The following is a 24,827-nucleotide window of genomic DNA, read 5'->3' on the forward strand; positions in this document are numbered from 1 at the left end:
ATTTGGCAGAATTTTCATTTTCAAACAGATTCCATTTGTTAGGTGATTTGGATACTGAAAACCAAATCCACAAAACAAAACAAATTCTCGAAAACTCTGGAAATGAAATCTTAGATCTCACCAATTCCAATCCTACCAAGTTAGGGTTGGAATTTCCTCCTTCTGCTTTATCTCATATATTCTCTAATTTGGATAGCAGTCTATATGAACCCATTGCGGAAGGATTGGAATCAACAAGACAATCCATTGTTTCCGAATATGAAAAACATGGGATTCCGATCCAAACATCGGATCTGATTCTGACAGCTAGCACTTCAGAGGCATATTCGTATTGTTTCAAACTTTTCACAAATCCAGGGGATGAAATCCTCACACCAAACCCTGGTTATCCTCTATTTAGTTTTTTAATTGGCCTTGAAAATCTAAAGGAAGTACACTACCCCCTCAAAGAAGAAAAGGAAACAGGAACCTGGACTTATTCTGCTGAAGCTATTGCCAACTGTATTAGTACAAAAACAAAACTCATTGTCCTTGTGAGTCCAGCAAACCCCACCGGATCTCGAACGACTGCAAAGTTCTGGAAAGAATGGGAGGAATTAGGAATTCAAATTCCAGTTTTAGTGGATGAGGTTTTTGTGGGTTATGAATTTTCCGGGGAACCGCACCAAATTCCCTTAACACCAAAATTTCCACTTTTGGTATGCAATGGTTTATCCAAAATGTTAGCTCTGCCAGGACTCAAACTTGGTTGGATCCTGATCAAAAGTCCAGAACCTCTTCGATCTCAAATTTATAAAAATTTAGGTTTTATCGCTGATACTTATCTTTCAGTCAATGCCCCAGTCCAACTCGCCACACCAGAACTCATACCTTGGAAAACAATGGTGCAAAATCGTATTCGAACAAGAGTTATGCGAAACTTGAACAAATGTATTTCTTTTGCAGAAGAATGTCCCAAAATTCTAAATACACCAGGTTTTGAAGCCGGTTGGTATTTTTTATTTGAATTTGATTTAGAAAAGAAGGATGAAGATTTTGTTTTAGAGATTTTGTCTCAAACAAAGGTATTTTTTCATCCTGGATCTTGGTATGGACTTTCGCATAATCGTTGTTTTCTTATCGTTAGTCTAATTTCCGATGAAGAAACATTACAACGTGGATTAGAAAATCTCCAGGTTTATCTCAAATAATCAATGATGGCTGCTTTTTGGGCCAAAGCATCAGCCTTTCCGAGTTCGAAAGTTTCTCTGACACCTTTTGGATTGGTATAATCGAAAGAAGTAATCGGCAAAGGTTTTGACGGGGTAATCAAATAAGATTTTGCCAATAGTTCTGGGTCTTTGCCTACGATAGTATTTTGTTCATAGTGAATGCCAATGATTTTTGCGTTAGGCGAAAAAGTTTCAATGACCATATTATTCGTTAGTCCCCCATCCAAATAATATTCATCATCCACAGATTGAAAGTCAACGATAGGGGGAATGGAAGAAGAGTTCATAATGAATTGTTCTATGGTCTCGGGATTTACAAAGTCTTTCTCGGTAAAATCGACATCTTCCATATTCCATTTTTTGATCATCTCAGCTGTTCGATTTGCAGGGATACCTTCTGACCTGTCCCGATCATCCAAAATAAAAGCTCGGCCCGTTTCCGAAATCAATCGCGCCAATCGAAACTTGTTTTTCAAAGAATCTTCTTTTGGATGTGCTTTTACCGAATGGATCCACACTTTTGCACCGGATTCTAAAACTTTATCAAACTTCATTCCAAACCGTATGGTTCGGCGATACATATCCTCATGAGGGAAAGTGGATTCTCCTCGTAAAAAATTAGAAAAATGGAAATTCCTTGAGTTTCGTTTTGTGATTTCCTCAAAGTATTCTACTGATTCTTCTTCTGTTTGGGAAAGAATACACAAGGCCATGGCGGCACCGGCGGATACACCTGATACTTCTGTGAATCTTACTCCCCATTCACGAAGGGTTTTCCCCACCCCCAATGCATAAAAGGCCTTACAACCACCACCTGCGATGGCAAGAGAAGCATCATAAGATGGAAAAATTTTAACTAATGTTTGTAATACTTGTTCTCTAACGCCCATACGATCGACAAATTCTAATCCCCTTCCCAACGAAAGCATAGAGTATTATTCTCACCTAAAAATCTGTCAAAGTATAAACTTGCACGACAATCATCTTCTGTCGCAAGAAAGAAATCATAACCACCAGCTGGGTATTTGATTTTACAACATCCCTTTTTGTCTTTGCGTTCCGGTGGTTGGCGAACCGATTTATCTTGGCCTTTCAAATCTCCAAGTGTAGGAGGTAATTCCTGTCTCGAATCAGCAAAACTTTCAGAAACAATCATAACACAGAAAAAAAGAAAGATCAGAATCGTTCGCATTCTGTAAAAATAGACTTGGTTAATGGTATACAAGTTCGGCGATTCCTAAAAAAGTCATGAATTAGGTTCAATCGTACGAAATGTATTTCTTATGGATAGGAAATATTTTTCTTTACCCATTTGTTTGCTCTTTTTATACTCTCCCCACTAAACATCCTTTGGGGACACCAATGAATAACACAAGACTACAATACCACGCTACGGGAGGACAGCTCTTCGTAATTTTACTGAAGAATATGTTTCTGACCGTTGTAACTTTGGGGATCTATAGCTTTTGGGCCAGAACCAATGTACAAAAATTCATGGCAGAAAATTTAGAATGGGCAGGAGAACGTTTTTCCTTCCACGGAACAGGAAAGGAAAGGTTCATTGGTTTCCTTAAAGCTTTAGGTATTTTCATCGTTCTGTACATTGGAATTTATATCTTTCAAACCATCCTCAACTACATTCCCATCCCTTATTTCGGAATGATTGTAGGTTATCTTTTGACACTTGGAGTTTTTCTTGCTCTTGTCCCTATCATTGTCGTGGGAGGAAGAAGGTATTTAACGTCTAGAACTGGTTACCGTAACTTAAGATTTGGTTTTGATGGAAAAATTTTAGAAGTGGCAAAAATCTACGGAAAAGGGATTCTTTTAACTATTGTTACGTTAGGGATTTACTACCCATGGTTCTTTGCGGAAAAAGAAGCCTACATCCAAAGCAAAACAAGATACGGAAATACAAACTTCGGATTTTCAGCAGAAGGTAAGGAAATCTTTTTTTTGTATTTAAAAGGTTTCCTCTTGAGCATTGTGACTTTCGGAATTTACTATTCCTGGTTTTTAGCAGACATCCAAAACTATATCTGGAACAGAACAAGCTTTCAGGGAAAAAAATTCCGTTCTGACATCACTGGTGGAAAAATTTTCATAAATTTTATCATCGCCTATTTAATCATCCTATTTACCTTAGGGATAGGATTTGCATGGGCTGTGGTTCGTTTGACCAAACTCTTCCTTGAGTCGGTAAGTTTGGAAGCTGAGGTTGATTTCTCAACTATCTCTGCACAAACAGATACAACAGCAAATGCAACTGCGGAGGGATTGGAAGCACTAGCCGAAGCACTGGAAGGCTTCCTTTCATAAACATTGTTTCAAAATCAAACATTCACATCCCGATATTTTAACGGAGTATCAGCAGTCCCTGAGGAAGGGACTGTTTTGATTCACGGCCAAACCATTGATTTTTCATCTGCAGACACAGCCCATAAGCTAAATATATCTCAATTTACTGAATTTACGCTGACGCATAAAGGTTGTAAGTTGGTATTACGTCCCGATGAAATTCGAGAAAGTCCCGTATTAGAAATCATTTGTCCAAAAGAAGATGCAAAAAAGTTGGAATCACTTTGGATCCAATCAAAGAAAAACCAAAGCCACGCTCATGCGTTTTTTTATTCCATTAGAGAGATGAACCCAATTGTACTCGGGATTCTATCGGTTGCCATCGTAACCTTGATTGGCTTTTTTTATTTTAAAGGTTTGGAACTGGTGATCAACCTGATTCCGGTCTCTATGGACAAGTCACTGGGAGAATCAGTACAACTGAAGATGGATGCCCAGTTTCAAGAATGTAATACAAAAGCTACCGACAAGTTCTTTGCTGAAGCATTAAAAAAAATCGTACCAAAAAATAGTCCGCACCAATTCAAGGTCTCTGTGATTGGATCTACCATCCCCAATGCATTTGCACTTTCCAATGGAAGAATTTATTTTTTTTCTGGATTGTTAAATGATGCTAAATCGCAAGAGGAAGTCATCGGAGTTCTCGCACATGAAGTGGCTCATGTGGAAAAAAGACACCATATGCGAAATCTTGTAAAAGCTGGTGGAACATCGCTTGCCATCTCTTTAGTTGTTGGACCTGGTTTAGGAAATATGGAATTTCTGGAAACATTTACAGAACTTGGCTCAACAATTCTCGTCCTAAAGTTTTCCAGAGATTTCGAAACAGAAGCAGACATAACTTCTATTGAATACCTCAAAAACCAAAACCTTTCCCCATCTGGTCTCCTAACATTCTTTAAGCGAATGTCAGAACTTGAAAAAGAAATTACGAAGTCAGAAAAAAATCCACCGGATGCAAATGCCAAGGATGACCAAGTGGTTACATCGTCCATTACGGATTTTTTAAGTACACATCCAGCAACAGATGAAAGAATGAAAACCTTGGAAAAATTGATTCAATCAGGAAAAAAAGGTTCCGTCAAAAAAATAGTCTCTGACCAAACCTGGAAAGAAGTTCAATCGGTTTGTTTGGATTTTAAAAAATCCGATTCTAAATGATTGTAAATCTGGCGGAGAGTTTCGCTTAAACTATGTTTGTTTTTCCAGCCAAGTGATTTTAGTTTAGAATTATCTCCATAAACTTTGGATGTTTCGGATGCTCTCATGCGTCCGGCATCCACTTCAAATTTGATTTCATGACCTGAAATTTTTACTAACTCTTCTACCATATAACGAATACTTCGTTCTTCGCCAGAGCAGATATTGTAAATTTCACCCGATTCCCCTTTTTCTATTAATGTCAGATACCCACTAATGATATCTTCCACATGAGAAAAATCACGAGTCGGTGCCAAATCGCCAACAGAAATCGATGATTTTCCAAAATGTTTGGCTTCAATGATTTGACAGCAAAAATTGGGGATAACAAACTCTTTACGTTGCCCAATTCCAATGTGGTTGAAAGGACGAGCGATGACTATGGAAACGAAAGGACTATATGCAGAATACTGACGGCAATAAGATTCGGCTGCTAATTTACTTCCTGCATAAGGATTCACTGGATTAGGCAAAAGAGATTCTTTTAATGGAAGAAGAGATAGGTTTTGTTTTCCGTAAACATCTGCTGAAGAAACATACAACATTTTGCATGGTCTTTGCATCCGATGTAAAATTTCGATTAAATTCAAAGTACCACCCACGTTGATTTCTTCGGTCTCCCAAGGATTTTCGATGGCAATCGGAACAAAGGCTTGGGCAGCCAAATGGATGAGGATATCTGGTTGAACCTCTTTTAAATTTTTTGCAACAACCTCTCGGTCACGAATATCACCTTGAAAACAATGGATTTGGTATTCACCAAGCGATTCTAGAGCAGGAAGGAGGTAACTACCGACAAATCCACTGGCTCCGGTGACTAAAGTTTGTTTTTTTTTCATAGAAAAGGGAAATTTCCGATTCGGCTCTAAGATTTAGTTGCCATTCTTCCAATTTTTCAAATCCTCTCAACAAAAGAAAGAAAACTGTGGAAGACAAAAAGAAATTCAATCCATCCCCCTTTGTCGAAGTCCGAGACCCACAGTTGAATGTTTCGGAATTGGTCCAAAAAATCGAATCCAAAATCCCATTGGATCCTGGACAAACTCCAAATTGGAAAGAACTCACAAAGATCAGTTACAAACCTGAATCCCCACAAGGGTTTCGCAAATTTGATCCTGCCGGAACAGCCCATTTATTCGAAAAAGGGATCTCCAGCCCCAAGTTTTCCAATCCCAAATTTTGGTTTATCAAAGGACCTATTAAATATATCGTTATTCGCCTAATCTCTGTTTACGGACTCATCGACAAAAAACTATCTGAAAATAGAATTCGTGCTTTTTTTTCAGTTCTCCATGAATTGGTTCGGTTAGGTAGACGAATCGAACAAATTGAAAATCGGTTTGATGGATTTTACCGTGATCATCTCCTAAATGATTCTTCTGAAGAGTTGCCTAACTTTGGTTGGGCGGTCAATTCTTACTTTATCGATGCTGGTTCCAACCCAACTTGGAAAGTGGCTTTAGAAGATATTTCAAAGACAAAGGGAATTACCGTTTTATTTCCAGAGTGGGGAGATATTTTAAAACAACTTTCCATTTTGAAAGTTCCTTTTCAATGTTTCACATCTCATGAAAGTGAATTTCAATTCATACAAAGTAGAATTACAGCAACAGTCCAGTTAGAAAAAAAACTTTTTCCCCTTAACCAAATTCTGAAAAAAACTGATGTTTTGGTTTACTTACCTTTAAATCGATTTCCGTCGTTTTGGATTGAAAAAATTTTTGCAGAAATATCAAATTCTTTATCGAGCGGAAACCATTTGTATTTTTCCGTTTCAACAAAACCAAGTGAAACCAATCGACCCTTCCGAGATCTTCAAGTTTCAGAAATTGACTTAGAGCGTTTGCCGAGTTACTTAGAAGCTCTCGGTTTCAATCAAGTTCGTGATCTTTCCACAACGGAAGATACAAAAGTATACAAGTATACAAAATTTGATAAATGAATGTTTTTCAACATTTAGATGAACTGAAGGATTCAGATGGAGTTGGGAATGATGCAATTGGACTTGCAGAAGTGTTTGTCTCACTTGGATACAAATCACATTTCATTACCAGATTACCAAGAAAAGGAAAACCATTAAACAGCCAATTTCATCTTGTAAATTCTTTTGATTTTCCAACAAGCGACGAAGATATTCATATTTTACACTACGGTGGGGCAGGGTATCCGTATTTTCTTTTTCAAAACTTACCCGGGCGGAAAATATTAAGATTTCACAATATAACTCCCGCTAGTTTTTATAAAAATACAACAACTCCTGAAATTCATTCAGCAATGGAAAAATTTGAATCTCTTTCATATTTAGAAATCGCAAGTTTGTCCATCTTTTGCGATTCGATTTGGTGTGATTCCGAATTTAACTTCCAAACTGTTTCAGGATACAAATTCAAAAATCCTTACATCATACCTATTTGCAAATTATATGAAACAAATTCTAATTTAGATACAGGAATAAAAAACCATTCTTTGGTTTTTGTAGGACGTTATTCTCCACAAAAAAAATGGGAAGACCTGATCGAACTTTTTTCATATTGGGTCGAGGAATTTCCAGATGCTCAGTGTTTGTGTTTGGGTTCGGTGATTGGTGCTTTTGATGGATACTTTGATAAGCTAACAAATATTGTGCGAAATAAAAAATTAGAAGGAAAAGTTCTTTTTTTAACAGGTAAGTCTGACCTAGAAGTAATCTCAATCCTCAAGGAATCGGCTGCTTTTGTTTCAATGAGCGAACATGAAGGTTTTTGTTTGCCAATTTTAGAAGCCTTTGGTTGCGGAATCCCAGTTTTTGCTTATTCAGCTGGTGCAATCCCGGGGACAATGAAAGGTGCTGGTTTTCTCTTTCAAACGAAAGATTACCCTTCTCTTGTGCTAAAACTAAAAGAGAATTTATACCAAACAGACAAATTACATTCTTTGATTGGAAATCAATACAAAACATTGAAATTTTATAATCAATTTCCGTTCCAAGAAGTGATTGATAACATTCTTAAATCAGGTATCCAATGAATATACATCAATTTTCCGCAGGATTCCAGTTAGGTGATGCAATTTCCCAGGAAATGTTAGAGATCAAACGATTATTATCCAAGGAAGGATATAATGGTAAAATATTTGCTGAAAACGTATTTTCACATGATCGAAAATATGCAGAAAAACTAACCAAAGCAAATATCAAACCAGATGATGTTCTGGTATACCACCATTCCATTCATAGTGAAGCCTTAGATTTTATCTTAAAATTTCCAAACAGAAAAATCCTGATTTATCACAATGTAACTCCCGAAGATTTTTTTACAGGTTATGATCTTAAATTTTCTTATTTGCTACGCAAAGGTAGAGAAGATTTAGAAATGATTCGTGATATCTTTCATCATTCATTTGCAGTATCAAACTTTAACTTGTTAGAACTCCAAGAACTTGGATTTAAAAACGCAAGATTACTTCCTCTACACTTGAACTTTCAAAAATGGAAAGATGTTCCAAGAGATCTTAAATTAAAAACTTTTGCCTACCCTTCCTTTTTATTCGTAGGCCGCATTGCCCCTAACAAAAGACAAGATGATTTGATTCGGTTTGCCAGAACTTGGAAATCAAAAATGGGAAATCAGTTTTCTATGCGAATGTTAGGTTTTTGTAATCCAAACCAACAATCTTATTTGGATGAACTGAATTTTATGATTCATCATTTGGATCTTTCTGATGAAGTAAAAATTATCTCTTATGTAGATGAAACTATGTTAAAGAAAATCTACTCGGAAAGTAATATGTTTTTGTCTATGAGTGAACACGAAGGATTTTGTGTCCCACTAATGGAAGCAATGTATTTCCATTTACCAGTGGTTGCCTTTGCAGCAGGAGCAATTCCTGAAACATTAGATCATTCAGGAATTCTTTTTGATTCTAAAGATTTTGATTCCCTAGTTCCTTTAGTTGATACAGTGTTCCAAAATTCTGAATTCCGAAATTCAATCATTGGTGCTCAAAATATTAGATTGGATGATTATTTAAAATCTACAAGTATTCTCCCCATTCTCGAAGTTGTGAGAAACTAAAATTGGCAAAAATATTAATCATCACTGCACGATTTTTGGAACAAGCTTCGGGAGGAGCTGAAAAATTAGCTTACGATTATGCATCCATTTTATCTGAATTTAATGATGTAACGGTTTGTACATCTTCTGCTAAAGATTATGTAAGTTGGAAAAATGAATTTCCCAAAGGGGACCGAGTTGAAAATTCGATTCGTGTGAAACGTTTTCCTGTCACACAAACACGAAACATAAAAAAAATGAACCATCTATTAAACCAATGTTTAGAAAAAGGTGATTCTGTTTCAGAAAAAGAACAATGGGAATTTCTAAAAGAACAAGGACCTTTTTGCCCAGACTTAGTCAAATATGTAACCAAAGAACAAAAATCATATGACCTAGCCATTTTAATAGGATACCTTTATTATCCGGTTGTGGCAAGTATTCCTAATTTAGAAATACCTTTTGTCATTGTTCCGACCTTCCATGATGAACCTCCATTCCGCCTTCCTATCTATCGAAAAACATATTCAAATCATTATTTTTATAGTTTCAATGCACCAGAAGAATTGTCAGTTTACGAAAGTTATTCAAAACAAAAACTTAGTTCTTATTTTTTGATTGGAACGTATCTTGTTGATCGTTTTGAAAAAGAAAAATCAAAAATTTCTAATTCAAATCAATTGATTACCATCGGTCGTATTGAACCGGCCAAAGGATATCCAGACCTTTTTCATTATTTTGAAAATTGGAAACTTTATTCCAATAGAACAGATGTAAGTATAAAATGTTTAGGTTCTATTTCCTCTTTGGAAATTCCAAAAGACCCTTTGATCACATTTACAGGATTCGTAAGTGAAGAGGAAAAAATTTCTGAAATTCAAAAATCCTTTCTTTTATTAAATCCATCTGCTTTTGAGAGTTTTTCGATTTCCATAATGGAAGCTTGGATTCAGGAAAAACCTGTTTTGGTCAACGCCAACTCATCTGTAATGCGAGGACATTGTTTAAGAAGTCAAGGTGGGTTATATTATTCGGATTCTCTTTCATTCCAACGAACCTTGGATTTTCTTTTGGAAAACCGTGACTTAGCCTGCCGGTTAGGCAGGAATGGAAGAGAATATGTTTTGAAAAATTTTACGAAAGATGTGATTCGTAACAAACTAAACCAGATGGTTAGTATACTACTCGGTTGATCTGCCCTTCAAATTCAGCTAATAAATATTCATGAACAAGACCGTTCGAAGCAAGTAAACTAGGAATCAAAATTGAAAAATCATTTCCATCCATTGAAGTAATTTTTCCTTTCGCTTCTAAGACAATTAATCCTGCAGCGGCCATATCCCAAGGTTTTAATCCAAGTTCATAGTAACCTTCAAACTTTCCTTCAGCTAACCAACATAAATCGAGAGTGGCCGCACCAGTTCTACGAATTCCACGAGATTTTTGCAAAATGGATTTATAATATTGCATGAGTGTATCTAAAGACAAGTTCCTATCATAAGGAAATCCTGTTACAAAAAGAGAGTCTTTCAGGGAACTTGTTTTGGAAACTTGGATTGGAGTTTTTTCTCTGAAAGCTCCTTGCCCTTTGATTGCATGGTAATAGGTATTTAGTTCCGGAAAAAAAACCATTCCAATGACAGGAGTCATTGATTCTGTTTCCACAACTCCAACAGATATTCCATACAATGGCAAACCATGAGTGTAATTTGTGGTTCCGTCCAATGGATCCACAACCCATGTATAACCAGATTTACCATCAATCTTTCCACGTTCTTCCGATAAAATTCCATCTAGAGGAAAGTTCTTTTGAATTTCATCCAGAATCATAGACTCGGCTTTTAAGTCTGCTTCTGTGACCAGATTGTACAGACCCTTTTCATCAACCTTCAGTCCAGACTCTTTGTGTTTTTGGACCAAAAACTCGGCAACTTCTGGAAGGAAGTTTAAAAAATGATAAGATCTATCAAGTAATTCAGATTGCATCAATACCCACCAAATTCGATGTTTTTCTTCATTGCGGTGATCTCAACATCTAAATTTAGGGTCTCATCTGCCTTCAGTTTATTTCTTACTTGCTCCGTCGTTTTGATGACCTCGCTTAGTAGAGAACTTAATTCTGTTTTTCTTTTTTCTGATTCTGGTGAATTAACTTCAGAACTCAATTGATTGTATTGGTTTAATATTTTGGAAACGGTTTCAGGAAAGTAATTCAAAAATTGTTTGGCTTTTCGATAGGAAAGTGGATCATCCGCAAGTTTTACACGCAAATCAGAAAGAGAATGTAAGTATTCATTACATAGTCCTTGCAAATTGAGATCCTTAAGTGATTTGGACTCCTTTTCCGTCGTGATTCGAAATCCATCCAACTTTTCCATTTGTGATTTGTATTCACTAAACTCTACTTTATCTTCAAATTTTTTCTTAAGTTCATTCCAATTTTCTTTTGTTTGGTTAGATGAAAAAAGAAATGGAAAAAAACTAAATGGATAATGATGCGCTTTCCCGATGGTGGTCCGATAAATGGCAATTCCTAAAAAAACAACATGAATGAAGGCCATCAAGACGTATGAAAATACAAGCAAAACTCGATCATTACCAAACTTAGTACCAAATCCAAAAAAACCAAGAGACAACAATGCTTGCAAATAAATTGCTTCTAACGATTGCTTTGCGGAATAAGAAGACTTATTTCTAGAAAGCCAAAGAACAAAAGGATAAACCATTGCACCGATTGATGAGATAAAAAATGGAAAAGGCAATAAAGCCATAGGATAAGTTAAAATTGTTGAAAGATGGGCACGTCTGGCCCATTTCCTTTCTTCTTGATTTTGTTCCAATTGTACTTCTGACATTCTATTTTGATTCCAAGAGTTTTTGTTTGATTTCAGACTCAATTTTGATCATTTCTTGTTCTGCAGATTTTCGTTTTTGGCGTCCATCTTCTTGAATTTTTAAAGTTTCTGTAATGGTTTCGATTAACTTTTGATTCACTGATTTTAATGTATCAATTTCAATGATTCCTTTTTCCGACTCTCTCGCAATTTCTACCGTTCCCGACTTCAACATTTCAGCATTTTTTTGGATTAGATCGTTTGTTGTTTTGGAAACTTCTTTTTGTGCTTCCAAAGCTTTCCTTTGGCGTAACAAACCCAATGCGATCACGATTTGATTTTTCCAAAGAGGGATGGTATTTAAAATTGAACTTTGAATTTTTTCAACAAGGACTTGGTTCCCGTTCTGAATGAGTCGAATCTGAGGTCCTGTTTGTAACGAAAGGATACGAGTAAGTTTTAGATCATGGATTTTTTTCTCAAATCGGTCCACCATTTGCACCATATCTTGGTACTGCTGTGAAGCCAAAGTATCCCCTTGGGCTTTTGCTTTTTCTAACATTTCGGGAAGGATTTTGTCTCGTAGTTCTTTTACCTTTTGGTCACCAGCAGCTATGTACACTTGGATTTCTTTAAAATATTCCAAATTTTTCTCATATAACGCCTGCAATAATGTTATGTCCTTTGTTAGGTTCGTGCGTGCAGTGTGTAACTCATCCACAATTTTTTCAATTTGGGACTGCAGATCTTCAAATTTTGCCAAAAACTTTCTGGAAGCGTCAAAAAGACCACCTATGAGTGGAATCTTCGATAATGTCCCACCCTCACCTGCAAAACTATCCAAATTTAAATCTTTGATTTTGAATAATAAATTGTTTAACAGTTCACCAGCATATCCCGAATCTTTAGTCTTAATTTCAGATAAAACCTTATCGGCAAATTCAGAAACCTTCGCTTGAGCAGAGGCTCCGTAGGAAACTACATCGTTTGGACTATTGAGTTTGATTTGTCCAGTTAGCTCCTCTACCTTTTGTAAATCTTCCTTTGTCAGTTGGAGTTCCGGGTCATTCGTTTTCAGTTCCAAAGAGTCCATTGAGTTTCTGTCCTTTATCTTTTCTCATAAAGATAGGATCGTTTTTTGAATATGAATCAAGCAGAAAACACGAAGGTGCGAAAACATGAACTAGTAAATTTATTTCTCTGAAAATTCGATCCAAAACTGAGGTTTGGTGACAATTTGATTGCATGGATTGTTATAACTGATACATTCCTGCGAGAAAAAATATGCTAAATAAAGATTTGAAATTACCTGCCCTCCTCCCACAAGTTCTGACTGTTGATGTGACAACACTTGACAACCGTTTGATTGACCAATCAGAAGTACGAACTCTGTTGTTACGACTCCGCTACCGAAATTACCATCATTACTTAATCATTAAGTTTTTGGTATGTACCGGCCTTTCACTCCCTGAACTCATCCATCTCAAAATATCTGACTTCAATGCGGAACGCACTATCTTTAAATTAAAGAACGGTGGTCGTTTGCAAAGAAGGAAGATCTTCCTTGAGCCTAATTTGGCTTTGGAGCTTTATCGTTACTCGTCTGAATTTTCTCCTACAGATTATTTATTCCCTGGCCGTTATGGAAAGTTACGCACGAGAACAGTTCAGAAAATTCTTAAGAATGCAAGTAACCTCATTTCACGAGAAATCCACATACCCTTCCTTCGTGATGTGATCGCATTAGATCTTTTCAAAAAAGGTTTTCCTGTTTGGGAAATCCAAGAGTTTTTGGGACATAGAACCACTCGCTCCACCAAGCAAAGAATATTATTGCACATTCCGGTCGAAGAACGAACAGATCCGCGACTTTTTAACCGAAACAAAAACCAAGCAGCGTAAAAATTTCTTGAACCTTTGGTGTTTTCAGAGATTCTAGTCTCCAAGTAGGCTCGCCTTGGAAATAAAGACCAAAAAAATCGGAAAGCACACACTCGTACACCTTAACGGTCGTTTGGACATTACCCATTCGGATGAAGTGGAGGCCAAATTGGCCGACGACGTGCAAAACGGCGAGGGAGATATTATCATCAACTTAGAGCTTATCTCCTATATCTCTTCTTCTGGAATTCGTATCTTTGTTGGGATGGTTCGAGAATTGGACAAACAAGGAAGAAAGTTAAAACTCTGTTGCATCACACCCCCTGTCAAAAAGGTATTCGATGTAGTAGAGCTTCTGGACTTGTTCGAAGTTTTTGAAACGGAACAAGAAGCCGTTAATTCCCTTTCTAAATAAAATCCACGTGGCTTACGCCTCGTTCTTCATTATCTCTGCACTTTTTTTCTTCCAGGTTTGGATCAACCTGGATATCTTCCCGGTTGTTTGGCCTGATGAAGTTCTGTTTTTTTCTCCTTCCCTCTCATTTGCAACCGAAGGTCATTTCCAAACCAATGTTTTAAATGGACTAATCCCCGGTATGGAATCCAAAACTTTATGGATGCCTCCCTTATATTTTCTTTTCTCTGGCTTCACACTCTCTGTTTTTCCTGACTCACTCACAACTGTTCGCATTGCGAATGCCTTCATCGTTTATCTTACTGGTTTAGGATTTTATATTCTTTTGCGAAGACAATCCGTCTCAGAGTTTGCAAGCCAAATTGCTTTGGCCAGTTTATTGTGGGAACCTTTACTTTTCCGTTTTGGAACAGCAGCAAGAATGGAAGGACTTACTGCATTTTTCTTTATCCTGAGTCTACTTTTTGCAACTAACAAAAGATTTACGAATTTTTGGTCTCCCTTGTTAGCTGGAGTTGCTCTTTCCTTATCTTCATTATCACATCCTATCGGTGCATCCTTTGGATTAGTAACTTTATTTTTGGTATGGAGAAACTTTGGAATCAGATATTTTCCTTGGTTCATTCTCGGAGGAATCCTACCTATCATTTGTTGGTTGTATTACATTCATCCCAATTGGGATTGGTTTGAAATTCAATTTGGTGCTCAACTCACACGCAAAAGAAATTTACTCCAAACATTCACCCTGATTGACAAACTAAAAGTTTTTTCTTTTGGATTTGGATTTTCCAAAGTTCGTTTGATTGTGATTGTAATCGAACTTACCGCTTTAGTCTTTTTGGCCTTTCGAACACTCAAAGAATTCAAGACATTGAATCAAAAGTGGATCGTATTTTGGATTTGGATTTTTTCAGTTCTTTTGTCTTTATACACTTCATCCGAAGGATGGTATGTTTTTCATATTTTGTACCCACTCGCATTTGGGATGGCTTTGTTATGCGACACAAAAGGGTTTGATTCAAAGATCGCTTTTTTCGGAATCATACTATCACTTTCCAGCTTACTTTATACAAATCACATCCATTGGTTTCGAACTGATTCCAAACAAATTCTTGAATCCCACTTCCAACATTTGGAAATGAGTTTAAAAAATTCCAAATTTGTTTATCTGCAGGCACTTCCCGATCCGTACTTTGACTTACGAAAGAAAAGACCCGATTTGAATATTTTAGAATTTATTCCGGGAGAACTAGACATTCCTTCCGAGGCATACATCAAAACCATTCAATCCCGAGATAGTTTTGTATTTTATGATGACCAACTCATCAACCATGTGATCAAAGATATTTTAAAAAAATCCGCATGGAATCGAGAGGAATGGGAAATACCCGTTCCAAGTAATCATTGGTTACACTATAAAACCATTGTGTACACAAAAAAATGAATGAGCGGTTTTTATTCAGAACTTTATTGGTTCCAATCTTCAGTTTTCTTTTTTGTTTCAGTTGTTATCATTCCGATCATCCAACAAATCATTTTTTATCTCTTTTAGGAGGACTATCTTTGGAGAAACGCATAACAATTGTTGGAGACTCTCTAGGGCAGTGGTCTGATGGTTTTGGATTAAGAACAAAACTACCTCAAGAGTTCAAAATCACCGATATTTCAGTTGCCGGTTATACAACAGAAGACTGGTTACAAAACCGAAATCGGATGACTGAAATTCCAACTGATCTTTGGATCATAGAATTAGGGACCAACGATGCAATGGTCTATGGAACCAGTGGTTTTGAATCGAGAACATTAGAATTAATCTCTATTTTGCAATCCTCTCCAATTACAAAGATCCTTTTAACAACCATTCCATTAACCAATATGTCTTCTATTCGAGAAATCATTCGTTCAAACAACCAAATCCTTCGGCAACTGAAAGGTACAAAACCCAATGTCGATTTTGTAGAAATCGAATTGTTATTTGAATCGAATCCAGGAGAAATCCCATTGTATCCGGTCTCTGATCCCATTCACCCCAATCAATTGGGGTATGAACTCATGGGAGAAGCATACCGCAAAAAAATATTAGGAATTTAAATCTGCGAGGATTTTGAGACCCTTTAAAGTCATCATTGGATCAATTTCATCAAACACTTGGTTATGCGAAGCATGAATAGTGGTAACAAGACCACCAGTACCAACTACCACATAATCACCAGGATGTTCTTCTTTAATCGCTCTTACAATTTCTTTCAATAGTCCAATCCAACCAAAGAAAAATCCAGCCTGAATTGATTCTACCGTTGATTCACCTAATACGCGTTTGGGAGAACCAAAAACGATAGGAGGAAGTTGGGCGGTGTTACGCGTTAATGCGTCCATAGAAATTTTTAAACCTGGAGCAATGACTCCACCAACATATTCTGGTTTTTCGCTAATGACACAAAAGGTAGTGGCAGTTCCCAAATCAACGAGGATTGCTTTTTTTCCAGGATAGGTTTTGGCACAATAGGCTGCGTTTACCAATCGGTCTGCACCAATCTCAAAGGGGCGTGGATAACTAATACCAAAGTTAAGTTTCATTTGGTAATGAACACGTAGTGGATTTACATTAAACCAATCCTCTAACATTCGTTCTACGATTGGATTCAAAGAAGGAACAACACTAGAATAAATAGCCATTTTCACTCGATCAGCTTTTACATTCTCTTGTGTTAAAAATCCCTTCAAAAAAAGACCAAGTTCATCGGAAGTTCGATCCCTTCGAGTTACCGTTCTCTTATGAAAATCAGGAGTATCCTCACCTTCACGAAAAACTCCAAATACAGTGTTTGTATTTCCTACATCGATTACTAATAATAATGGTGATTCTGACATTTATATAATCCGAAAATTTGGTGAAGTGTCCATAAGTTCAATCTTTTCGCCGGTTTCCGTCATAATGAGAAGGAATCCTAATTCATCAATTCCCAAAACACGGCCACGAACCATTCTGGATTGCCATTCGGTTTCAATGACTTTGTGTTTTAATAAGGAATGATCTTCGATCCAAACCAAATCCTTTAAAATTTGTCCTTGGTCGAGTAAGGAAATCACAGCTTGGTTGATGTCTAGAATCAACTGATTGACAAATCTTTCTAAAATACCTTCACTCAATGGTTCGTCACATAAAAAAGTAGCCTTCTCTTTCAAAGTTTCAGGAATACTCCTTCCAAAAAAATTGAGTCCAATTCCAATCACCACTTCAAAAATCCCATTTGTGAATTCGGATTGAACCAATATTCCTGCTACTTTTTTATCTCCGCGATAGATATCATTCGGCCACTTGACGGTTGTATCTTGTTCTCGTTCTGGAAAAAAATGATAAGTGGTTTTTAAAACAGCAGAGGATACAAATATGGATAACAAAGGAAGGGAAATTTCCGCTGCAGAAATTCTAATTTTCCCGGAAAAAATCAAAGGATCTTCACCTAACGATTGCCAAACATTCTGTCCGCGGCCTTTCCCCGCAGTTTGTTCTTCAGCAATCACCCATGAACCAAAAGGAATTTTTTCATCACGAATCCACTCGTTGGTGGAAGTGACAGTAGGAAGCCTATGACCCAATTCTGATTTTAACAATCTATATTCCATGCGTCTATTTCTCTTTCGATTCGGATTGACGAAAGTAAAAAATCTATTAGATTGAAAGTATGAAACTATCTGGAAATACAGTACTTGTCACTGGTTGTGGTATGGGAATCGGAGCTTTAACAGCAGAACGATTGGCCAAAGAAGGGAATGATATTATAGGTGTAGATATCAAACTACCAATCCTAAAAGAAATCCAAACCAAAGTGGAATCGCTTGGTAGAAAATTTTACGGCTTTGCTTGCGACCTTTCCAAAGAATCAGAGATAGAATCTCTAATCAAACAAATCCAAAAGAAAAAACTGACCTTCCAAATTTTAGTCAATAATGCCGGGATTGCTCCCAGCGGATATTACGAAGGAAAGGATTTTTCCGTCTGGAGTAAGGCAATTCAAATCAATGTGGCCGGACCCATGAAGTTGGTTTATCTTTCTCTTCCTATCCTGCGGGAACAAAAAGAAGCGGCAATTATCAATTTAGCAAGTATCGCCGGAAAATTTGGTACAGAAGGAACTGTAACTTATTCAGCAACGAAACACGCAATGGTTGGGTTTTCCCAAGCTTTAAAAATGGAGCTTTATGATACCCAAATCGGTGTTAGTTGGATTTGTCCAACAATGGTCAATACCAGAATGATCGACGGAGTCAATCCCTCTCTTTTCACCCCAGTGATTGAACCTTCTCAGGTTGCAGATGCCATTGTCAAAGCGATCCAAAAGAATCCTGGTGAAGTTTTGGTTCCGTCTTATTTGCGGGCCTCCATTGTCATCCTACCCGCCTTATTTCCCAAATTTTCGCTCTGGTTGGCGGTTAAAACAAAAGCATCAAAAGGTTGGCTATTAGCCAACAAGGGACTTGAGAAAAATATTCCTGTTTAGAGGATAGGTTTTATGCATATTTCTCAGATCCTCGGTAAAAAACAAACAACCATCAGCTTTGAATTTTTTCCCCCAAAGAATGCCGAAGCTTCCGAGGATTTGTTCCGAAACATCCAAGAATTGTCTCAAATGAACCCAGCTTATGTAAGTGTCACTTATGGAGCTGGGGGATCGACAAGAGATCTCACTCATGACCTTGTGGTAAAACTACAAGAAGAAACTGGGCTAACGATTGTTAGTCACCTTACTTGTGTTGGTTCAACAAAAGATGAAATTCGAGAAATTCTGAAACGATACCAAAAAAGTGGAATCCATAACATCATGGCACTACGTGGTGATCCACCAAAAGGCCAAACGGAATTTCACAAAACAGAAAATGGATTTGAATTTGCTGGTGAATTGGTCGGGTTTATCAAAAAAGAATTTCCAGAGTTGGGAATTGGAGTAGCTGGTTTTCCAGAAGGCCATCCCTCTACGCCCAATCGTTTAAAAGAAATCGAATATTTGAAATGGAAAGTAGACCAAGGTGTAGATTATATTTGTACCCAGCTATTTTTTAATAATAACGATTTTTATGATTTTGTAGAACGTTGTGAAATTGCCGGAATCAAAGTTCCGATTATCGCAGGGATTATGCCTATCACTTCTCGAAAAGGAATGGCTCGAATGGCAGAATTGTCACTTGGAACCAACTTCCCAGCTAAATTATTAAAATCTCTTTCTCGTGCGGAAGATGATGTTTATGCAGAAAATGTTGGCATTCATTGGGCCACAGAACAAGTAAGGGATTTATTGGATCACAAAATTGCTGGCATCCACATGTATACGCTTAACAAGTCTAAGGCGACAAGAAGAATTTACGAATCACTCGGGATTAGAAATTTCGACAGCATTGGTTGAGGACGTCTGAGTCGGTGAGATACTTATCCACCGACTATCTTTCCAAATTCCTTCCAATACCAAACTCCCTTTCGCATTTACGATCCTCGATTGACCTTGTAGTTCGTTATTCTCCCAATTTCCTTCTAACACCAACCCATCAGAGAAAAGATATTTTCCGAATCCATGTCGTTTGCCTTTTTTATAGGGACCAATAAACTTGTCACCATTCGCATAACGATAAATACCTTTTCCTTCTTTATAACCAAACTGGTATTCACCTTCAAAAATATCTCCATTAGAATATTGATAAATTCCTGAACCATGTTTGACATCTTCAAAGAATTCGCCTTCAAAACGATCACCGTTTTCATATTGAACGAGAAATTTTCCATTCCTGCAATTTTCTCCTTCGCAGATTTTTTGGTTCGACTTGCAGAGGCAGAAAAGGGATAAAAATAATAATAATAAATATTTGGGACGCATGAATGGCTGGGAGATGGATTTTTTTCCGTCAATTAGTAAGTATAAGTCTCAAATAAAAACTAGTTCGGAATTAAGGCAATACATATGTCACAAAAAAAAGCACTGATCGTAGACGATAGTACTGTTACTCGTTTAATGATCAGAAAGATTATTTTAGACAAATACCCAGAATGGGAGATTTTGGAGGCAAGTTCCGCAGACGATGCCAAAACTTTGTTGTCCGAAAATCAAGACATCGACTTTTTCACGTTGGATCAAAACATGCCGGGGATCTTGTCCGGTTTGGATTTAGCTGAAGAACTCAAAAAAAATTATAACGATACAAAAATCATATTAATTACTGCAAACATTCAAGATGCGATTAGAAATAGAGCAAAATCCATTGGAATCGAATTTGTAGAAAAACCCGTTACTGCTGAAAAAATTATCCCACATCTGGACTAAATATGAATTTTCTAACTGAAATAGAACGAGATTCTTTGTGTGAGTTATTCAATATAAGTTTGGGTGGGGCCGCAAAGTTAATGAGCGAAATGATCTCGGATGAAATTTTATTAACCGTCCCAAGTCTAAAACTCATTAACACAGAAGAAGCCAAAAATATTGAATACCTAGCGAACCAAGAAGTTTGCACCATAGAACAAAAGTTTATTGGTGGAATCGGTGAAGGATCAGCTTTTCTTTTATTTCATAAAAGTGCAAGTTTGGAAATTGTCAAAATGATGATGAAAGACTATGTTGCACTCAATGAAGTTTCTCAGTTTGAAAAAGATGCACTAAGTGAAATCGGCAATATTATCCTAAATGCCATCTTATCAAATTTGGCAAAAATGTCCGATTATAAAATTGAAACTCATATTCCTGAATTTTTTGCCGGCAAGTATGAAGATCTTCTTTTAAGAAGAAATCCCAAAAAAGACAACTCAATCCTTTTAGTTTTTATCGACTATAAACTAAGTGGTAAAGATATCAAAGGATATATATTTTTCATTCTTAATTTCGAAAGTATCAAAAACCTTTCTAGAGTACTCATAGAAAAGTTGAAACAGTGAATACTCTCAGTGAAAAACATTTACTAACAATTATCAAAAAGTCCGGAATTGGAATCCTTATTCTGGATCAAAATCTTAATATCGTTTTAGTCAACAGTTGGTTTCTTAAAAACTCTGGATTTAAAGAAGCAGATTTAGAAAATTCTCCTTTTTTAAAAATTTTTCCTGAACTCAAAAATACACGAACATATAAATCTATTGAACTTTGTTTGGATTATTCTCAATACTCCATATTAACACATACTCTAAATCCATTTCCGTTTCCTCTATATGATAATGAAAAAAAAAGAGAATCTGAAGAACGTATTTATCAGTATTTACATATCATTCCTATTTCTATTGAAAATGAGACAGATCATTTTTGTATGATCCAAATTTCAGACGTATCTCAACAGGTTGTCCGTGAAAAACTTTTGCGAGAACAAATGAATTTGGCAAACCTAAGGGAAATCGAAGCACAAAAAGCATCACAAGCAAAAACAGATTTTTTAGCTTCAATGAGCCATGAAATTAGAACTCCACTCAATGCAATCCTAGGTATGACTGATACCTTAAACGAAACAGAGTTAACAGAAGAGCAACAAGAATATTTAACAGTCCTACGAAACTCAGGAAAGGCTCTCTTTAATATTATCAATGACATTTTAGATTTGTCGCGAATTGAATCAGGAAAATTGGAAATGGAACATATCCATTTTTCGATACGTGACCTATTGAGTGAAACAATCTCTTTATTCTATATGAAAGCAAAAGCAAAGGGTATCGAAATATCGTTTCATGTAGAAGATGAAATTTCAGAGAGTATTGCAGGAGATTCCACTCGATTACAACAAGTACTAATCAATTTATTGGGCAACGCGATGAAATTTACGGAAAAGGGAAAAATTACCGTAGAGTGTTTATTAAGCGAAAATAAAAAGAATCTAAAAATTTCCGTAGAAGACACGGGGATTGGTATTCCGAGTGAAAAATTGACATCCATTTTCGAAAGTTTCACTCAAGTGGATAGCTCAACGACAAGGAAATATGGGGGAACCGGGCTTGGTTTAACAATAACCAAAAAGTTAATTCAGCTCATGGGTGGGGATATTTATGTTATCAGTAAGGTGTCTATAGGATCAAAATTTATTTTCGAAATTCCGTATGAAGGTTTTATCAAACGTATTTCAGGAATCCACCAACATTGGCTCAATTTAGAACTCCCTGAACCAGAAAACTTTCCTGAGTGTAAAATTCTTTTAGCAGAAGATTCCGAAGAAAACGTTTTTATCATCAAAACTTTTTTTCGCAAATATCCGATCGAAATTATTACCGCATACAATGGGAAAGTAGCATTAGAAAAATTCAAATCGGAAAAGTTTGATATAGTTTTGATGGATATGCAAATGCCGGAAATGGATGGATTGGAAGCTACTAGAGAAATTAGAAAAATCGAACTCGCCAATCAAGTTAGAGCTAGTGATTCCGTACCAATTATTGCAATTTCTGCAAATGTTCAAAAGGATGATATAAGCAAAAGTTTCTTAGCAGGAATCACTTCCTACTTACCCAAACCTGTAAGAAAACAAGAGATATTGAAACTAATGTATTTTTACCTCGTTATGTAACCAATTCACATATGTTATGCGAAAGTTACTTTAAACTTTTTTCAACTGCTGTATCAGGATAAGCTTCCAACACATTTGGTTCCGACAGAATTCCATTTGCCTTTTCCAAAGATACAAATCCAGGTTCCGTTTGAAAACTAACCAAACGAGGAGAAAACTTGTTTTGAATTTGAACTCCATGTTTTTTGGCAATTCGTTCTAGAGTTTCTTGCGATTGGTCACTCGAAAATGTTACAATTAAAATCCCGGGCAACACAATATGAGGTCCCATACCCACAGCTGTTGAATATACTTCAGTAACTTTTGTGGCTGTTGTCGACTTAGATGATTTAGCAAATAACTCTTTTCCAGTAGGTCGCACATTCCAACCTGTTTTAATCCCTTTTTTTCCCTGTAGGTTTAGTTGGTTGTCTTGTGCTTGTTTTTGGTCAACGAACTCAGCTACAACATTTGGATTTCTATAAAATGTTTTAGTAACTCCGCCTTCCACAAAGGTAATTGAATTAGGTGGGTCTTTTGGGTCTGCTTGCAAAGGAAACAAAAAGAATCCTAAACCTAAAATTACTAAATAAATAAGAACGATCCTTTTGAATTTCTGATTCATTGGTTACCTCCCATAAATGCGTAGTTGCACAGCATTGATTGAACCAGTATCAGTCGCACTTGCATCAAACACTCTGATGGTCCAAACTCCATTTGGATTTTCTCCTAAGTTGCGTGCCAATCCAAATCGATAAGTTGCTGAACCTGTCATAGAAGCGATGGAGGTGTTCCCTGAAGAACACAAATTGCCACTATATGGATTTGCACAAGCATGAGCTTCTGAAAGGAAACTTGAAGTACCACTAGGTGAAGTGATACGAATGAACAATTCTGGAAAATAACTATGGTGTGATGTAAATTCTACATCAATATACTCGATGTAAGTAATACTAGAAGTTACATTGTAATTAACAGTAGCACCTGTTACTAAATCATTATCTGGGATCGGCGTATTTGGTGATAACAATGGTTGGGTATCAATGATTTGTGGTTTAGTAATTGGAGTCCATGTACCTGCACTGGTAATTAAACTTGCTGCGTCTACGGCACCAAATCCATATTTATGATTGATATTCAACCCTGCTGCATTCGTTGTCCAATCTGTATCCCCAGGATCGTTGGTTCGTGCAGAGTAAGCAACTAACTCTCTTACATCACGCCAGGTCAAATCTGGACGATAACTTAATAATAAGGAAATCACTCCTGCGGCAAGAGGAGTGGCAGAAGATGTTCCGTTGAATTTTTTTGTATAATTTGCAAATGAATAATCTCCCGATGTTCCACCTGCATTGATTCCAGAAGTACCCGTAGCATCTGTTGTAGAAATTGCCGTGGTATACGCAGTTGCACTATTTCCCTGTGTGTGTGCAACAACCCATAGATTTGCACCTGATTCGGAGTAAATTGCTTTCACTCCATTTTGTCCGATCCCGCCGATAGCCATCACTCCGTAAAAATTTGCCTGACCATCATAGTTTGCATTATCCACAAGGATTGGTGCAGGGATGCTTCCGCCGTTGGCTCCATTCCCTGCGGCCCAAACGTAAACAGTTCCTTTTCCAGATTTTCCTGTTCGGATGCCTTCATTGATACCTTGTTGCCAAAGAGAACTAGATGGCCATAGCCATCCATACCCATCTGGAGACCCCCAACTATTGTTCGAAATGGAAACACGAGAAGCTTCGTTTATCATTGCTCGGTATTCATCTGAAGTATAAATCGTAGATTTTTCTAAGATATTTACTCCAACTAACTTAGAACAGGGGGCAGCACCACGAACACCAACGCCATTCCCACCGCGAGCCGCAATGACACCACCAACGGCAGTTCCATGAAAACTATTGGAGTAGGTATGGTTAGGAAAAATGGTACTATTTAAAAGATTTAGTCCTCTGGCTGTGACTGATATATTTGCTGAGAGATCCTCATGTCTTGTGTCTAGGCCATCATCCACAACACTGACAATCACCTTATTTCCAGAAATGTCTTGGTTCCATACGGGATTGACATTTGAGTCTTCGCCTACCGTTCCTCCCGATTGGCCAATGTTGCGTAAATGCCATTGGTCATTAAAAAGTGAATCTGCATTGACGGGAGAAAAACTGCAGTTTTCTTCTTGTGCGTTGCCAATCGCCTGAAACAAGAAAGCATAGAATAGAGCATCACTGAAAGGGTCATTTTTATTGACTGGATTACAATTCCCAAAAAAAACACTTACCAAAGTTAGAATGGAAATTGTAGTTTTCAATTGATTCATCTGAAGGAAATTCCTGACCTACTCTTTATAACAGTCGAACAGCCGGAATCAATCGAATTCCAGAGATATTTG

The 24,827-nt window shown here is 36.9% G+C and carries 27 protein-coding genes; 16 read left to right on the top strand and 11 right to left on the bottom strand.

Going from position 1 to position 24,827, the window contains the following annotated elements:
* Positions 1 to 2: 2 nt before the first annotated feature.
* Complete coding sequence (locus tag EHR01_RS13595) at positions 3 to 1,190, top strand: pyridoxal phosphate-dependent aminotransferase (RefSeq protein ID WP_135695373.1); 1,188 nt, start codon at positions 3 to 5, stop codon at positions 1,188 to 1,190.
* On the opposite strand, the gene EHR01_RS13600 is transcribed toward EHR01_RS13595, so the two are convergent.
* Together EHR01_RS13600 and EHR01_RS13605 are read right to left on the bottom strand one after the other, a co-directional pair.
* Complete coding sequence (locus EHR01_RS13600; RefSeq protein ID WP_135695375.1) at positions 1,178 to 2,140, bottom strand: patatin-like phospholipase family protein; 963 nt, start codon at positions 2,138 to 2,140, stop codon at positions 1,178 to 1,180. The two genes, EHR01_RS13595 and EHR01_RS13600, sit on opposite strands and share 13 nt — an antisense overlap.
* Entirely contained in the window at positions 2,116 to 2,436 is a 321-nt protein-coding gene (locus tag EHR01_RS13605; protein ID WP_135695377.1) for an LIC_11321 family protein, read from the bottom strand. Before EHR01_RS13605 ends, EHR01_RS13600 begins: the two co-directional genes overlap by 25 nt.
* A gap of 137 nt (positions 2,437 to 2,573) precedes the next feature.
* On the opposite strand from EHR01_RS13605, the gene EHR01_RS13610 reads away from it, so the two are divergent.
* Together EHR01_RS13610 and EHR01_RS13615 are read left to right on the top strand one after the other, a co-directional pair.
* Complete coding sequence (locus EHR01_RS13610) at positions 2,574 to 3,530, top strand: YjgN family protein (protein ID WP_135695379.1); 957 nt, start codon at positions 2,574 to 2,576, stop codon at positions 3,528 to 3,530.
* 3 nt (positions 3,531 to 3,533) lie between these two features.
* Positions 3,534 to 4,730 carry a M48 family metallopeptidase gene (locus tag EHR01_RS13615; RefSeq protein WP_135695381.1) on the top strand — a complete coding sequence of 399 codons (1,197 nt, stop codon included), beginning with the start codon at positions 3,534 to 3,536 and terminating at the stop codon, positions 4,728 to 4,730.
* On the opposite strand, the gene EHR01_RS13620 is transcribed toward EHR01_RS13615, so the two are convergent.
* The gene (locus EHR01_RS13620; RefSeq protein WP_135695383.1) at positions 4,688 to 5,608 is read right to left on the bottom strand and encodes a GDP-mannose 4,6-dehydratase; all 921 of its coding nucleotides are present in this window, start codon (positions 5,606 to 5,608) and stop codon (positions 4,688 to 4,690) included. The genes EHR01_RS13615 and EHR01_RS13620 overlap by 43 nt on opposite strands.
* Before the next feature lie 86 nt (positions 5,609 to 5,694).
* Here EHR01_RS13620 and EHR01_RS13625 point away from each other — a divergent pair, with 86 nt between their 5' ends.
* From EHR01_RS13625 to EHR01_RS13640, 4 genes are read left to right on the top strand one after another with little or no spacing between them, the layout of a single operon-like run.
* On the top strand, positions 5,695 to 6,711 hold the full coding sequence (locus EHR01_RS13625; RefSeq protein WP_135695385.1) for an LIC_10202 family protein: 1,017 nt from the start codon (positions 5,695 to 5,697) through the stop codon (positions 6,709 to 6,711).
* Positions 6,708 to 7,775, top strand: coding sequence for a glycosyltransferase family 4 protein (locus EHR01_RS13630; RefSeq protein ID WP_135695387.1), 1,068 nt, complete (start codon positions 6,708 to 6,710; stop codon positions 7,773 to 7,775). The genes EHR01_RS13625 and EHR01_RS13630 overlap by 4 nt, the downstream gene beginning before the upstream one ends.
* Positions 7,772 to 8,821: a glycosyltransferase gene (locus EHR01_RS13635; protein ID WP_135695389.1), complete on the top strand. Its 1,050-nt coding sequence runs from the start codon at positions 7,772 to 7,774 to the stop codon at positions 8,819 to 8,821. The genes EHR01_RS13630 and EHR01_RS13635 overlap by 4 nt, the downstream gene beginning before the upstream one ends.
* A gap of 2 nt (positions 8,822 to 8,823) precedes the next feature.
* Positions 8,824 to 9,993: a glycosyltransferase family 4 protein gene (locus EHR01_RS13640; protein ID WP_135695391.1), complete on the top strand. Its 1,170-nt coding sequence runs from the start codon at positions 8,824 to 8,826 to the stop codon at positions 9,991 to 9,993.
* Here EHR01_RS13640 and EHR01_RS13645 read toward each other — a convergent pair.
* Genes EHR01_RS13645 through EHR01_RS13655 form a run of 3 tightly spaced genes read right to left on the bottom strand, consistent with a single transcriptional unit; the run spans position 9,974 to position 12,727 of the window.
* Complete coding sequence (locus EHR01_RS13645; RefSeq protein WP_135695393.1) at positions 9,974 to 10,786, bottom strand: inositol monophosphatase family protein; 813 nt, start codon at positions 10,784 to 10,786, stop codon at positions 9,974 to 9,976. The two genes, EHR01_RS13640 and EHR01_RS13645, sit on opposite strands and share 20 nt — an antisense overlap.
* A complete protein-coding gene (locus EHR01_RS13650) occupies positions 10,786 to 11,655 on the bottom strand; it encodes a magnetosome magnetite crystal formation protein family (protein ID WP_135695395.1) in 870 nt (289 codons plus the stop codon). Before EHR01_RS13650 ends, EHR01_RS13645 begins: the two co-directional genes overlap by 1 nt.
* A 1-nt stretch (position 11,656) precedes the next feature.
* Positions 11,657 to 12,727: a toxic anion resistance protein gene (locus EHR01_RS13655; RefSeq protein WP_100720714.1), complete on the bottom strand. Its 1,071-nt coding sequence runs from the start codon at positions 12,725 to 12,727 to the stop codon at positions 11,657 to 11,659.
* 191 nt (positions 12,728 to 12,918) lie between these two features.
* Here EHR01_RS13655 and EHR01_RS13660 point away from each other — a divergent pair, with 191 nt between their 5' ends.
* The 4 genes from EHR01_RS13660 (at position 12,919) to EHR01_RS13675 (ending at position 16,021) form a co-directional block, all read left to right on the top strand.
* Positions 12,919 to 13,536 carry a site-specific integrase gene (locus EHR01_RS13660; protein ID WP_135695397.1) on the top strand — a complete coding sequence of 206 codons (618 nt, stop codon included), beginning with the start codon at positions 12,919 to 12,921 and terminating at the stop codon, positions 13,534 to 13,536.
* A gap of 55 nt (positions 13,537 to 13,591) precedes the next feature.
* On the top strand, positions 13,592 to 13,930 hold the full coding sequence (locus tag EHR01_RS13665; RefSeq protein WP_002975971.1) for an STAS domain-containing protein: 339 nt from the start codon (positions 13,592 to 13,594) through the stop codon (positions 13,928 to 13,930).
* Between the two features lie 7 nt (positions 13,931 to 13,937).
* The gene (locus tag EHR01_RS13670; RefSeq protein ID WP_135695399.1) at positions 13,938 to 15,374 is read left to right on the top strand and encodes a dolichyl-phosphate-mannose--protein mannosyltransferase; all 1,437 of its coding nucleotides are present in this window, start codon (positions 13,938 to 13,940) and stop codon (positions 15,372 to 15,374) included.
* 119 nt (positions 15,375 to 15,493) lie between these two features.
* A complete protein-coding gene (locus EHR01_RS13675; RefSeq protein WP_135695401.1) occupies positions 15,494 to 16,021 on the top strand; it encodes an SGNH/GDSL hydrolase family protein in 528 nt (175 codons plus the stop codon).
* Here EHR01_RS13675 and EHR01_RS13680 read toward each other — a convergent pair.
* Together EHR01_RS13680 and EHR01_RS13685 are read right to left on the bottom strand one after the other, a co-directional pair.
* Positions 16,010 to 16,801 (bottom strand): type III pantothenate kinase, encoded by a 792-nt coding sequence (locus EHR01_RS13680; RefSeq protein WP_004784778.1) that lies wholly within the window; start codon positions 16,799 to 16,801, stop codon positions 16,010 to 16,012. The genes EHR01_RS13675 and EHR01_RS13680 overlap by 12 nt on opposite strands.
* Positions 16,802 to 17,557 carry a biotin--[acetyl-CoA-carboxylase] ligase gene (locus EHR01_RS13685; RefSeq protein ID WP_135695403.1) on the bottom strand — a complete coding sequence of 252 codons (756 nt, stop codon included), beginning with the start codon at positions 17,555 to 17,557 and terminating at the stop codon, positions 16,802 to 16,804.
* Between the two features lie 59 nt (positions 17,558 to 17,616).
* Between EHR01_RS13685 and EHR01_RS13690 the strand changes: the two genes are divergently transcribed.
* Together EHR01_RS13690 and metF are read left to right on the top strand one after the other, a co-directional pair.
* The gene (locus EHR01_RS13690) at positions 17,617 to 18,432 is read left to right on the top strand and encodes an SDR family NAD(P)-dependent oxidoreductase (protein ID WP_135695405.1); all 816 of its coding nucleotides are present in this window, start codon (positions 17,617 to 17,619) and stop codon (positions 18,430 to 18,432) included.
* A 12-nt stretch (positions 18,433 to 18,444) separates the two neighbouring features.
* Positions 18,445 to 19,332, top strand: coding sequence for a methylenetetrahydrofolate reductase [NAD(P)H] (gene metF / locus EHR01_RS13695; protein WP_135695407.1), 888 nt, complete (start codon positions 18,445 to 18,447; stop codon positions 19,330 to 19,332).
* Here metF and EHR01_RS13700 read toward each other — a convergent pair.
* Positions 19,297 to 19,797 (bottom strand): MORN repeat-containing protein, encoded by a 501-nt coding sequence (locus EHR01_RS13700; RefSeq protein WP_208721781.1) that lies wholly within the window; start codon positions 19,795 to 19,797, stop codon positions 19,297 to 19,299. The genes metF and EHR01_RS13700 overlap by 36 nt on opposite strands.
* 84 nt (positions 19,798 to 19,881) lie before the next feature.
* Between EHR01_RS13700 and EHR01_RS13705 the strand changes: the two genes are divergently transcribed.
* From EHR01_RS13705 to EHR01_RS13715, 3 genes are read left to right on the top strand one after another with little or no spacing between them, the layout of a single operon-like run.
* Positions 19,882 to 20,241: a response regulator transcription factor gene (locus tag EHR01_RS13705; protein WP_135695411.1), complete on the top strand. Its 360-nt coding sequence runs from the start codon at positions 19,882 to 19,884 to the stop codon at positions 20,239 to 20,241.
* Between the two features lie 2 nt (positions 20,242 to 20,243).
* The gene (locus tag EHR01_RS13710; protein ID WP_135695413.1) at positions 20,244 to 20,849 is read left to right on the top strand and encodes a chemotaxis protein CheX; all 606 of its coding nucleotides are present in this window, start codon (positions 20,244 to 20,246) and stop codon (positions 20,847 to 20,849) included.
* Positions 20,846 to 22,456, top strand: coding sequence for an ATP-binding protein (locus EHR01_RS13715; protein ID WP_135695415.1), 1,611 nt, complete (start codon positions 20,846 to 20,848; stop codon positions 22,454 to 22,456). The genes EHR01_RS13710 and EHR01_RS13715 overlap by 4 nt, the downstream gene beginning before the upstream one ends.
* 25 nt (positions 22,457 to 22,481) lie before the next feature.
* Here the strand turns inward: EHR01_RS13715 and EHR01_RS13720 are convergent, their stop codons facing one another.
* Positions 22,482 to 23,060, bottom strand: a complete 579-nt coding sequence (locus EHR01_RS13720; RefSeq protein ID WP_135695417.1) for a hypothetical protein — start codon at positions 23,058 to 23,060, stop codon at positions 22,482 to 22,484.
* Between the two features lie 3 nt (positions 23,061 to 23,063).
* The gene (locus EHR01_RS13725) at positions 23,064 to 24,755 is read right to left on the bottom strand and encodes a S8 family serine peptidase (RefSeq protein ID WP_135695419.1); all 1,692 of its coding nucleotides are present in this window, start codon (positions 24,753 to 24,755) and stop codon (positions 23,064 to 23,066) included.
* Between the last annotated feature and the right edge of the window lie 72 nt (positions 24,756 to 24,827).

The sequence above is a fragment of the Leptospira mtsangambouensis genome, assembly GCF_004770475.1.
Classification (GTDB): Bacteria; Spirochaetota; Leptospiria; order Leptospirales; family Leptospiraceae; genus Leptospira_A; species Leptospira_A mtsangambouensis.

What these genes read in the sequence shown, in the direction of transcription:
- EHR01_RS13610 (WP_135695379.1), top strand. Translation starts at nt 2,574, where the DNA reads ATGAATAACACAAGACTACAATACCACGCTACGGGAGGACAGCTCTTC.
- metF (WP_135695407.1), top strand. Translation starts at nt 18,445, where the DNA reads ATGCATATTTCTCAGATCCTCGGTAAAAAACAAACAACCATCAGCTTT.
- EHR01_RS13620 (WP_135695383.1), bottom strand. Translation starts at nt 5,608, where the DNA reads ATGAAAAAAAAACAAACTTTAGTCACCGGAGCCAGTGGATTTGTCGGT.
- EHR01_RS13630 (WP_135695387.1), top strand. Translation starts at nt 6,708, where the DNA reads ATGAATGTTTTTCAACATTTAGATGAACTGAAGGATTCAGATGGAGTT.
- EHR01_RS13725 (WP_135695419.1), bottom strand. Translation starts at nt 24,755, where the DNA reads ATGAATCAATTGAAAACTACAATTTCCATTCTAACTTTGGTAAGTGTT.
- EHR01_RS13600 (WP_135695375.1), bottom strand. Translation starts at nt 2,140, where the DNA reads ATGCTTTCGTTGGGAAGGGGATTAGAATTTGTCGATCGTATGGGCGTT.
- EHR01_RS13660 (WP_135695397.1), top strand. Translation starts at nt 12,919, where the DNA reads ATGCTAAATAAAGATTTGAAATTACCTGCCCTCCTCCCACAAGTTCTG.
- EHR01_RS13690 (WP_135695405.1), top strand. Translation starts at nt 17,617, where the DNA reads ATGAAACTATCTGGAAATACAGTACTTGTCACTGGTTGTGGTATGGGA.
- EHR01_RS13720 (WP_135695417.1), bottom strand. Translation starts at nt 23,060, where the DNA reads ATGAATCAGAAATTCAAAAGGATCGTTCTTATTTATTTAGTAATTTTA.
- EHR01_RS13635 (WP_135695389.1), top strand. Translation starts at nt 7,772, where the DNA reads ATGAATATACATCAATTTTCCGCAGGATTCCAGTTAGGTGATGCAATT.
- EHR01_RS13710 (WP_135695413.1), top strand. Translation starts at nt 20,244, where the DNA reads ATGAATTTTCTAACTGAAATAGAACGAGATTCTTTGTGTGAGTTATTC.
- EHR01_RS13655 (WP_100720714.1), bottom strand. Translation starts at nt 12,727, where the DNA reads ATGGACTCTTTGGAACTGAAAACGAATGACCCGGAACTCCAACTGACA.
- EHR01_RS13650 (WP_135695395.1), bottom strand. Translation starts at nt 11,655, where the DNA reads ATGTCAGAAGTACAATTGGAACAAAATCAAGAAGAAAGGAAATGGGCC.
- EHR01_RS13705 (WP_135695411.1), top strand. Translation starts at nt 19,882, where the DNA reads ATGTCACAAAAAAAAGCACTGATCGTAGACGATAGTACTGTTACTCGT.
- EHR01_RS13680 (WP_004784778.1), bottom strand. Translation starts at nt 16,801, where the DNA reads ATGTCAGAATCACCATTATTATTAGTAATCGATGTAGGAAATACAAAC.
- EHR01_RS13700 (WP_208721781.1), bottom strand. Translation starts at nt 19,797, where the DNA reads ATGCGTCCCAAATATTTATTATTATTATTTTTATCCCTTTTCTGCCTC.
- EHR01_RS13645 (WP_135695393.1), bottom strand. Translation starts at nt 10,786, where the DNA reads ATGCAATCTGAATTACTTGATAGATCTTATCATTTTTTAAACTTCCTT.
- EHR01_RS13685 (WP_135695403.1), bottom strand. Translation starts at nt 17,557, where the DNA reads ATGGAATATAGATTGTTAAAATCAGAATTGGGTCATAGGCTTCCTACT.